Consider the following 9,832-nt stretch of genomic DNA (forward strand, 5'->3'; position numbering starts at 1 on the left):
GCCCCCAGACCCCCATCGGCCCTGAAGGGGCCTCGTCCTCAAACGCCGGACGGGCTGGAGGGTGCCGGCCTGCGTTGGAGAGGCGCCGGACAGGCTGGATAGTGCCTGCCCGCGTCCGAGAAGTGCCGGCGAGGCTGAGAATCAGCCCGTCCGGCACTTGGTGGCAGCGCGCGTCAGCCGCCCAGCTCCTGATGGCGGGCCGCCAGTGTCGCCGCCCCCTGCTCCGTCAGTGAGCCGAACAGCCGCAAGCGCGAGATCCCACCATCCGGATAGATGTCCACGCGTGCGTGCGTGCCGATCGCCGGGGTCGGGAGCACGAAGCGGTGGTTCGTGTCGGGCTGGAGGCGGGTGCGCGGGAGGATCTCGGTCCAGTCGCCGGTCTCGCCGTCACGTACCGACACCGACGCCCAGCCCGCGCTGTTGCCCTTCAGGTACGCCGTGTCGATCTCCAGGGCGCGGATCTGGGACTGGGCCGCCAGGCGGTAGCGGATCCAGTCGTTGCCCTGGTCGCGGCGGCGGCGGGTTTCCCAGCCGTCGTCCATCTTGCGGGAGCGGCCGGGCTGGATGGTGTTGCTCGCGGGCGAGTAGAAGAGGTTGGAGGCGTCCTCGGCGCCGCCGCCGTTCTCCAGGGCGACCACGTCGAAAGTACCCAGCGCCGCCAGCCAGTCGGGGTCGGGGACGACCTCGCCGTAGACCCGGAGGCGGGCGATGCCGCCGTCGGGGTGCTGGTTGACGCGGATGTGCGTGAAGCGTTGTTCGGTCGAGACGGAGAAACCATTCGCCGCGTGGCCGCCGACCGGCGTGCGGGGGACCAAGGGTGTCCACTTCACGTCGTCGGCGAGCAGGTCCTCGGGGGACGGGGAGCCCGGGAGCGAGGTGCCCTCCACCGACACCGCCTGCGGGTAGTTGCCTCGGAAGTGGGCCGTGTCCACCACGATGCCCCGGATGACGCCGGGGGCTCCGAGGCGGACCAATGCCCAGTCGTGGTCCTCCGCCGTCGGCCAGGGGTGCTCGGCCGAGGCGCCGCGGCGGCGGCGGGTCTCCCAGCCGTCCATGATCTTGCCCTTGTGACCGAAGTGCTCGGGGTCGAACTCCGCGGGCCCGGGCACCAGGAGGTTCTCGCGCTGGGCGAAGAACTCGTCGTTGGCGGCGATGACACCGGCGCCGAGCTGCCGGTCGGCGAGGTTGGCGTACTGGGTGAAGGGGAAGTCGGCCGTGCGGTAGTCCGCGTACGGGTCACCGCCTCCGTAGGGGTTCGCGTCGCCGGTGAAACTGGGAATCGCCGTCACTGCTGGGTCTGCCTTTCGGGAGTCGGCCGCTGCGGGTGCGGGGGGGGGAATCAGGGGGTACGGGTCAGGAGTTGGCCCTTCGGGTCGGTGAACTCGCCGTCCAGCACGATGCGTTCGCCGCGCAGCCACGTCGACTTCACGACGCCGCTGAGGGTCTTTCCGGCGTACGCCGTGACACGGTTTCGGTGTTGCAGGGCCACGGGGTCGACGGTGAACGTCTCCTCGGGCGCGAGGACCGCGAAGTCCGCGTCGCGGCCCGCCTCGATGGCGCCCTTCTGGTCAAGTCCAGCCAGCTGCGCCGTCCTTGAGGACATCCAGCGGACGACGTCCGTGAGGTCGTGGCCGCGCTTGCGCGCCTCCGTCCACACCGCCGCCAGGCTCAGCTGGAGGCCGGAGATGCCGCCCCACGCCGTGGCGAAGTCGTCGGTCTTCAGGTCGGCCGTCGACGGTGAGTGGTCCGTCACCACGCAGTCGATCGTGCCGTCGGCCAGTGCCTGCCACAGGAGGTCCTGGTTGGCGGACTCGCGGATGGGCGGGCAGCACTTGAACTCGCTTGCGCCGTCCGGGACTTCCTCGGCCGTGAGGGTCAAGTAGTGGGGACACGTCTCGACGGTGATGCGGACACCCTCGGCCTTCGCGGCGGCGATGAGCGGGAGTGCGTCGGACGAGGACAGGTGGAGCACGTGCACGCGCGCGTTGAGGCGCTTCGCCTGCGCGATGAGCCCCGCGATGGCCGTGTCCTCGGCGTCGCGCGGGCGGCTGGCGAGGAAGTCGGCGTACTTGGGGCCGCCCTGCTGCGGGGCCGCTTCGAGGTGGTGCGGGTCCTCCGCGTGGACGATGAGCAGGCCGTCGAAACCGGCGATCTCGGCGAGGGACAGGGCGAGTTGGTCCTGGTCGAGGTGCGGGAACTCGTCCACGCCGGACGGGGACAGGAACGCCTTGAAGCCGAAGACCCCGGCGTCGTGCAGCGGGCGCAGGTCCTTGACGTTGTCGGTCAGGGCACCGCCCCAGAAGCCGACGTCCATGTGGGCTTTCGTCGCCGCGACTTCCTGCTTCGTACGGAGGTTGTCGACCGTCGTCGTCGGCGGGAGGGAGTTGAGCGGCATGTCGATCAGGGTGGTGATACCGCCGGCCGCCGCCGCGCGCGTGGCGGTCCAGAAGCCCTCCCAGTGGGTGCGCCCGGGGTCGTTCACATGGACGTGGGTGTCGACCAGGCCGGGCAGCAGGACGTCGTCGCCGAAGTCCTCGAACCGTGCCCCGGACGGGACTTGGGCGTCGTACGGGAGGACGGCCGTGATCTTTCCCCCGGCGACGGCGACCGCCGCCGCGCGTGTCCCCTCGGGAGTGATGACACGTGTGGAGCGCACCACCAGTTCAGCGTCGGACACCCGGACCCCTCTCTCTGCCGCCGTTGCCACTTCCGTTACTTCCGGGAAACGGGATTTACGTCCACGTAACGGGATTCAACGTTCTGTTGAAGGAGTCTTCACTCCCGCTCCCGTACCGTCAAGGGCACACTTCTCCACGATGCGCTTCACGCGCACACTCTGGACGTTTCCACAAAGCGGAATTAAACTTCCGGCAAGCAGAACGTAGCTACGCACAGGCGGGGAGTCAACCGACCCCCGGGTAGGCTTCAGCCCTTCCCGCCCGTGCCGAAAGGAACGCGCCGTGCCGCCGTCCAGCGCCAGCACCACCGATTCCACCAAGTCCGCCACCGGTGGTGTCCAGTCCCTCGAGCGCGCCTTCGACCTGCTGGAGCGGATGGCCGACGCGGGCGGTGAGGTCGGCCTGAGCGAGCTCTCCGCGAGCAGCGGCCTGCCGCTCCCCACCATCCACCGCCTGATGCGCACGCTCGTGGTCTGCGGTTACGTCCGTCAGCAGGCGAACCGCCGGTACGCGCTCGGCCCGCGCCTGATCCGCCTCGGCGAGTCCGCGTCCCGGCTGCTCGGTACCTGGGCCCGCCCCTATCTCGCCCGGCTGGTCGAGGAGACCGGCGAGACGGCGAACATGGCGCTGCTCGACGGCGACGAGATCGTGTACGTCGCGCAGGTGCCGTCCAAGCACTCGATGCGCATGTTCACCGAGGTCGGCCGGCGCGTCCTGCCGCACTCCACCGGCGTCGGCAAGGCCCTGCTCGCCAACACCCCGGACAACGAGGTGCGCGCGCTGCTCGCCCGTACCGGCATGCCCGCCGCGACCGAGAAGACGATCACCACGGCGGACGGTTTCCTCGCGGCGCTGGAGGACGTGCGCCGCCTCGGCTACGCGATCGACGACAACGAGCAGGAGATCGGCGTGCGCTGCCTCGCCGTGTCCGTGCCCAACTCCCCCACCGCCGCCGCGATTTCGATCTCGGGCCCGGCGGGCCGGGTCACCGAGTCGGCGACCGAGAAGATCGTGCCGGTGCTCCAGCAGGTGGCCGGCGAACTGTCGGAGGCACTGGCCAGCCAGAACCCCGCGTGAGCGCCGTGCAGTTCTGGCCCGGCCGGTACACCGACCGGCACGGCAACGAGGCCGTCGTCTTCGAGTCGGACGGCCGGGAGTCGATCCGCACGACGATCCGGGGTGTCCGCTTCGAGGGCGACAGCATGGACGACCTCGGCGCGCTCGGCGGCGAGCCGCCCGAGGCCCCGTTCACCTTCTTCGACGGGGCGCTGTGCGCCTGCCTCCTGGAGTGGGAGGTGCCGATGCCCGTCACGGTCGAGGGGCAGGGCGTACGGACGGCGGTGCTGGACTGCGCGCTGTGGCTCGGGGCGCCGGCCGGACCGGGCAAGGGCCTGGAATTCGAGCGGCTGTTCACCATCCTGCGCCTGGACGGGCACGAGCACCTCACCACGGAGGACCATGACACCTTCGAGGACGCCCTGAACGACCTCCAGCGCTGGCTCCTCCCGGCAGGCGTACGGCTCCGGGCCTGCGTCGCGTGCGCCTGGTCCGACTACAGCCCGGCGGGCAACGGGCTCATGGCGGGGCTCGCCTGTTTCCGTGACGCCAAGGACCGCTACCGCCAGGTCGACGGGAAGCACGGCCCGACGGGCATCTTCGCCGTCTGGCAGGAACTCACCGAGTTCGTCCAAGAGACCTGGCTGTGCGGGGAGTTCGAGCACCGGGCCGGGGACACGGGCTACCGTGGATCGTTCCCGGCGCGCCCCTTGTCGTGAACTAGCCCTGCCCGCCCCGGGGTTGACCGAACAGGTCCACGGCGTTGCGTACGTCCGTCAGACCCCTCGCGAGTGCGCTCACCGAGCCGATCGCGCCGGCGATCAGGAGCAACGAGCGGCGCAGGCGCGGGATTTCGGGGATACCGTCGATGGTCATCGCGGCCAGCGCCGCGAGTTCGTCCTCGGCGATGACCCGGTCGGGGAACTCGGCCGGATGCGCGGCCAGTTCGCGGCGCAACCGGGACACCGCGGTCCGCAGTTCCGCCACCCTCGGATCCTCGTCGCTGCCGGTCACTGGCCTCTGCCCCAAGCTCCGCAACACAGCTCTCCCCCCTCGCACGTCTTCGTGCGCAAGAACTTTGTGATCCCGCCGCGCGCACCCCGCAACACTGGTCGGGCGCCGAGGGACGCGGGCCAGTAAACGCCACCCGGTACGGGGTGCGCCACTCCACGGACCGAAATTAAGTCTGAGGATTCCCTGCGGTCGCCGCCGCTTCAGGTATGCAGGAGGTATGACGCGAAACGAAGACCAGGTCGCCGGGCTGCTGCTCGCCGCGGGAGGCGGCCGGCGGCTCGGCGGGCGGCCCAAGGCGCTGCTACGACACCGGGGGCGGCCCCTCGTGGAGCACGCGGTCGGGGTCCTGCGCGCGGCGGGCCTCACCCGCGTCCACGTGGTCCTGGGGGCGCGCGCCGACGCCGTACGGGAGCAGGCGGAGCTGGCCGGGTGTGTGCTCGTGGAGAACCCGGAGTGGGAGCAGGGGATGGGGTCCTCGCTGCGGGCGGGGCTCGACTCGCTCTCGGGCACGGGGGCGCGGGCGGTGCTCGTGTCGCTCGTCGACCAGCCCGGGATCGGCGCGGAGGCGGTGGCGCGGGTGCTCGCCGGGTTCACCGGCACGGACTCACTCGTCTCGGCCGCCTACGACGGGGTACGCGGGCATCCGGTGCTGTTCGGTGCCGCGCACTGGGCCGGGATCGCGGAGAGCGCGACCGGGGACCGGGGGGCGCGGGCATATCTCAAGGCGCACGCGGACGCGGTCACGCTCGTCGAGTGCGGGGATGCGGCGCGGCCGTACGACATCGACACTGAGGCGGACCTCGTCCACCTTGAGTGAGCGGGGTGGCACTGAGCGCCACTTTGGCTCGATCCGGAGAATCTCGACGTCAACAAACCATTGAACTTCCACGATGAGGAAACTAGTATCCACTGTTCAGAAGCGCCCGACGGCCCCTCGGGTGCTCCCAGCCCTACCCGGGTCACCTGGCACCCGGTGCCTCGCTCGCTGAAGGAAGTGACAGTTCATGTCCGCACCAGCGCCGTCCTCGCCGGTCATCGTCGACGCCGAACCCCTGCCCCGACAGGACGAGGTCCTCACCGACGAGGCCCTCGCCTTCGTGGCCGAGCTGCACCGCCGGTTCACGCCCCGCCGGGCCGGACTCCTCGCCCGCCGGGCCGAGCGCCGCGCGGAGATCGCCCGTACCTCCACCCTCGACTTCCTCCCGGAGACCGCCGCGATCCGCGCCGACGACTCCTGGAAGGTGGCCCCCTCCCCCGCCGCCCTGAACGACCGGCGCGTCGAGATCACCGGCCCCACCGACCGCAAGATGACGATCAACGCCCTCAACTCGGGCGCGAAGATCTGGCTCGCGGACTTCGAGGACGCCTCCGCGCCGACCTGGGAGAACGTCGTCACGGGCCAGCTCAACCTGATCGACGCCTACACCCGCGCGATCGACTTCACCGACCCCAACTCCGGTAAGTCGTACGCCCTGAAGGCCGAGGACGAGCTGGCGACCGTCGTGATGCGGCCGCGCGGCTGGCACCTCAACGAGCGTCACCTCCTGGTCGACGGTGAGCAAGTCCCGGGCGCCTTCGTGGACTTCGGGCTGTACTTCTTCCACAACGCGCAGCGGCTGCTGGACCTCGGCAAGGGTCCGTACTTCTACCTCCCGAAGACCGAGTCGCACCTCGAAGCCCGGCTGTGGAACGACGTGTTCGTCTTCGCGCAGGACTACGTCGGCGTCCCGCAGGGCACCGTCCGCGCGACCGTGCTGATCGAGACGATCACGGCGGCGTACGAGATGGAGGAGATCCTCTACGAACTCCGCGACCACGCCTCGGGGTTGAACGCGGGCCGCTGGGACTACCTGTTCTCCATCGTGAAGAACTTCCGTGACGGCGGGCCCAGGTTCGTCCTCCCGGACCGCAACGCGGTGACGATGACGGCCCCGTTCATGCGGGCGTACACCGAACTCCTCGTGCGTACCTGCCACAAGCGCGGGGCGCACGCGATCGGCGGTATGGCGGCGTTCATCCCGTCGCGCCGTGACGAGGCGGTCAACAAGGTCGCGTTCGAGAAGGTCAAGGCGGACAAGGACCGTGAGGCCGGGGACGGTTTCGACGGGTCGTGGGTGGCCCACCCGGACCTGGTGCCGATCGCCATGGCCTCGTTCGACGCGATGCTCGGCGAGAAGCCGAACCAGAAGGACCGGCTGCGCGAGGACGTCGACGTCAAGGCGGCCGACCTGATCGCCGTGGACTCGCTGCACGCGAAGCCGACGTACCCGGGGCTCGTCAACGCCGTTCAGGTGGGCATCCGTTACATCGAGGCATGGCTGCGCGGGCTCGGCGCGGTCGCCATCTTCAACCTGATGGAGGACGCGGCCACCGCCGAGATCTCGCGCTCGCAGATCTGGCAGTGGATCAACGCGGGCGTCGAGTTCGAGAACGGTGAGAAGGCGACTCCCGAGCTGGCACGGAAGGTTGCCGCCGAGGAGCTGGAGAACATCCGCGCCGAGATCGGCGCGGACGCCTTCGCCGCGGGCCACTGGCAGCAGGCCCACGACCTGCTCCTGGAGGTCGCGCTCGACGACGACTACGCGGACTTCCTGACGCTGCCCGCGTACGAGCAGCTCAAGGGCTGACCTCCAACTGCCGTCAGCAACAGCTCACTTGTCCGAGTGGCCCAGGGACTTTCCCGGGGCCACTCGGTCGCGTACGAGCTTCTTCACGGCCGTCGGTTCCGGGAAGCCCTGTCCGCGGCGGTCCCAGATCACCTCGTCGTCGACACGGACGACGAAGACGCCGCCGGTGCCGGGCTTCAGGGACAGTTCCGTCAGCTCGGTCTCGAAGGTGGTGAGGAGTTCCTGCGCCAGCCAGGCCGCGCGGGGCAGCCAACGGCACTGGGTGCAGTACTCGATCTGGACACGGTGCTCCGGCTGTACGGGGTTGTCCATAGGGGCGTCTGTCATCCGAGGTGTACCGACCAATCCTGTTCCGCCGCCGGCTTGCCGTGCAGGTCGGGGACCCGCTTGAGCCAACTCGGGCGGCCCTGCTGTGTCTTCGCCGCGCGGAGGGCCTCCTCGGCGGCGCGTTCCTCCCGGCTGGGGAAGTCGGTGGGGAGCCAGGCCGCGGAAGCCTCCACGCGCGCGTGGAGATAGGCGACGTAAGCCTCCCGTACGGCCTCGGGTGTCGCGAAGCCCGGTTCGTCGGCCAGCCAGGCGTCCGGCACCTCGGCCGCGATGCTGCGCAGCAGTTCCTCGGTCACCTTGGGGGCCAACTCGGTATCCGCGGCACGGGTGTTCGGGCCGTGGTGGCCGAGGGCGTGGTGGCGGAAGTCGTAGGACTTCGCGGGGTCGGCGCCGTCCCAGCGGTGGTGGAAGACGAGGGCGGCGCCGTGGTCGATGAGCCACAGGCGCGGGGGCGCGATTCCGAGCGTGGGCCAGATCATCAGGTTCGAACTGTGCACCGTACGGTCGACGTTGACGGTCAACGCGTCGAGCCAGACGATCTTCCCGGCCTCCAGCGGATCGACGGTGCACCGGGCGGCGATCTCCGGGGTGAAATCCCGCGCGCCCGGCAGAAAGTCCATGCCGAGGTTCAGGCCGGCGCTCGCGCTGTGCAGGTCCCGTACCTCCTGGTGGGGTTCCTCGTCGGCGATCGCCGGATCGAAGTGCACCAGGACCAGCTCGGGGAAGCGCAGGCCGAGAGCGCGGGCCAGCTCCCCGACGATCACCTCGGCGACCAGCGCTTTGCGGCCCTGCGCGGAGCCGGTGAACTTCACGACGTAGGTGCCGAGGTCGTCGGCCTCGACGACGCCAGGGACGGAACCGCCGGAGCGCAGGGGCTCGATGTAGCGGGTCGCGGTGACCTCTCTCAGCATGTCCGGCATGAAACGAGCATAGAGGCAGGTCAACGCCAGGAGGGGTGGCCCTCCGGTGTGCTGCCGGTGGTGAGCCTGCGTTCGCCCGTGCCGTCCGTGCGGACGGCCCAGATCGCCGGCTGGTCGAAGGGGCCCCGGACGAACGCCACCCACCTGCCGTCGGGCGACCAGACCGGGTCCATCTCCTGAGCGGCGGTCCGCACCAGCGTCCGGTCGCCCGTGCCGTCCGCCTTGACGGTGTGGATGTCTCCCCCTGTCCCCACATCGGGTGCCCCGGCGGTGTAGGCGAAGTAACGGCCGTCCGGGGACCAGACGGGGTCGAGCGCCCGCCGGGACTGGTGGGTGACCTGCCTGGGTGTGGCGCCCGGCCGCGCCGGGTCGACGACGTGGATCTGCCAACCAGACGTCTTCTGAAGGCAGATGGCGATGTGCTTGCCGTCGGGGGACCACGCCGGGTCCTCCACCTTCGCGCTGCCGGTGGTCAGTTGCTGCGCGGAGCCGTCCGCCACGGTCACGGCGAACAGTTGCTGCACCCCGTCCTGCCGACGCAGCACGGCCAGCCGCTTGCCGTCCGGGGACCAGGACACCCGGCCACCCGAGATCGCGGCGACCCGACGGACGTCGGTACCGTCAGCGTTCGCCGTCCAGACCGCCGACTCCTGCCCCGTCCTGCGGGTGAACGCGAACGACTTGTGATCGGGGGACCACTGCGGCAGCACGTCACACGTCCCGTCGATCAACTGCTTCGGGTCGTCCTCGGTGGAGTCCCGGCGCCCGATCACGCTGTGACACGTCGACGACCCGGGATCCGTGTCCATCCGAACCAGCAGCGGAGCATCGGGAAACGCGGCGGCGGTCGACCGCACGGGCGCAGGCGAGGTTCCCCCGGCACCGGAGTCGTCCTTCTGCTCGGAACCGGCCCAGGGATGCCACACGAGCAGCCCCGCGGTAGCCGCCGCGACCACCAAGAACGCCCCTACGACGACTGTCCTACGGCGACCCTGACGATCCCCGCTCCCGCCCACCGGTCCGGCTCCGCCAGGCGGGAGGAGATCGCCCAGGAGCTGCGCGACGACCCGTTCGGCGCCGGCCCGGTGTGGGCGATGGTTGTGAGGGTGAGGCCGCCGGTGCGCAGGCGTTCTCGGGTGGTGGCCGACCTGTNCCGCGGCGACGGCGACGTCATGATGCCGCACAGCGCGGACGGACTGACCGTCCACCG

10 protein-coding genes are annotated in these 9,832 nt (G+C 70.4%); 4 read left to right on the top strand and 6 right to left on the bottom strand.

Going from position 1 to position 9,832, the window contains the following annotated elements; genetic code table 11:
* Window positions 1-173: 173 nt before the first annotated feature.
* Entirely contained in the window at window positions 174-1,289 is a 1,116-nt protein-coding gene (gene alc / locus ACNFOC_RS44340; RefSeq protein ID WP_416964679.1) for an allantoicase, read from the bottom strand.
* A 50-nt stretch (window positions 1,290-1,339) separates the two neighbouring features.
* Entirely contained in the window at window positions 1,340-2,677 is a 1,338-nt protein-coding gene (gene allB / locus ACNFOC_RS44345) for an allantoinase AllB (protein ID WP_416964680.1), read from the bottom strand.
* A 283-nt stretch (window positions 2,678-2,960) separates the two neighbouring features.
* On the opposite strand from allB, the gene ACNFOC_RS44350 reads away from it, so the two are divergent.
* Together ACNFOC_RS44350 and ACNFOC_RS44355 are read left to right on the top strand one after the other, a co-directional pair.
* Complete coding sequence (locus ACNFOC_RS44350; RefSeq protein WP_416964681.1) at window positions 2,961-3,755, top strand: IclR family transcriptional regulator; 795 nt, start codon at window positions 2,961-2,963, stop codon at window positions 3,753-3,755.
* Window positions 3,752-4,453: a DUF6304 family protein gene (locus tag ACNFOC_RS44355; protein ID WP_416964682.1), complete on the top strand. Its 702-nt coding sequence runs from the start codon at window positions 3,752-3,754 to the stop codon at window positions 4,451-4,453. Before ACNFOC_RS44350 ends, ACNFOC_RS44355 begins: the two co-directional genes overlap by 4 nt.
* A gap of 1 nt (window position 4,454) precedes the next feature.
* Here the strand turns inward: ACNFOC_RS44355 and ACNFOC_RS44360 are convergent, their stop codons facing one another.
* Complete coding sequence (locus tag ACNFOC_RS44360) at window positions 4,455-4,775, bottom strand: DUF5955 family protein (RefSeq protein WP_078532552.1); 321 nt, start codon at window positions 4,773-4,775, stop codon at window positions 4,455-4,457.
* Window positions 4,776-4,965: 190 nt separating this feature from the next.
* On the opposite strand from ACNFOC_RS44360, the gene ACNFOC_RS44365 reads away from it, so the two are divergent.
* Window positions 4,966-5,565, top strand: coding sequence for a nucleotidyltransferase family protein (locus ACNFOC_RS44365; RefSeq protein ID WP_416964683.1), 600 nt, complete (start codon window positions 4,966-4,968; stop codon window positions 5,563-5,565).
* 187 nt (window positions 5,566-5,752) lie between these two features.
* On the top strand, window positions 5,753-7,375 hold the full coding sequence (aceB, locus tag ACNFOC_RS44370) for a malate synthase A (RefSeq protein WP_416964684.1): 1,623 nt from the start codon (window positions 5,753-5,755) through the stop codon (window positions 7,373-7,375).
* A 24-nt stretch (window positions 7,376-7,399) separates the two neighbouring features.
* On the opposite strand, the gene ACNFOC_RS44375 is transcribed toward aceB, so the two are convergent.
* From ACNFOC_RS44375 to ACNFOC_RS44385, 3 genes are read right to left on the bottom strand one after another with little or no spacing between them, the layout of a single operon-like run.
* Window positions 7,400-7,687, bottom strand: coding sequence for an Rdx family protein (locus tag ACNFOC_RS44375; RefSeq protein WP_416964685.1), 288 nt, complete (start codon window positions 7,685-7,687; stop codon window positions 7,400-7,402).
* A gap of 11 nt (window positions 7,688-7,698) precedes the next feature.
* Window positions 7,699-8,613 carry a HipA family kinase gene (locus tag ACNFOC_RS44380; protein ID WP_416964687.1) on the bottom strand — a complete coding sequence of 305 codons (915 nt, stop codon included), beginning with the start codon at window positions 8,611-8,613 and terminating at the stop codon, window positions 7,699-7,701.
* A 29-nt stretch (window positions 8,614-8,642) separates the two neighbouring features.
* A complete protein-coding gene (locus ACNFOC_RS44385; protein WP_416964686.1) occupies window positions 8,643-9,431 on the bottom strand; it encodes a TolB family protein in 789 nt (262 codons plus the stop codon).
* Window positions 9,432-9,832 lie beyond the last annotated feature (401 nt).

It is taken from the genome of Streptomyces colwelliae (assembly GCF_048158785.1).
Lineage (GTDB): Bacteria > Actinomycetota > Actinomycetes > Streptomycetales > Streptomycetaceae > Streptomyces.

Bases quoted from the DNA above. Each gene is read 5' to 3' on its own strand.
- ACNFOC_RS44365 (WP_416964683.1), top strand. From the start codon at position 4,966: ATGACGCGAAACGAAGACCAGGTCGCCGGGCTGCTGCTCGCCGCGGGA.
- aceB (WP_416964684.1), top strand. From the start codon at position 5,753: ATGTCCGCACCAGCGCCGTCCTCGCCGGTCATCGTCGACGCCGAACCC.
- ACNFOC_RS44375 (WP_416964685.1), bottom strand. From the start codon at position 7,687: ATGGACAACCCCGTACAGCCGGAGCACCGTGTCCAGATCGAGTACTGC.
- ACNFOC_RS44380 (WP_416964687.1), bottom strand. From the start codon at position 8,613: ATGCTGAGAGAGGTCACCGCGACCCGCTACATCGAGCCCCTGCGCTCC.
- ACNFOC_RS44385 (WP_416964686.1), bottom strand. From the start codon at position 9,431: ATGGACACGGATCCCGGGTCGTCGACGTGTCACAGCGTGATCGGGCGC.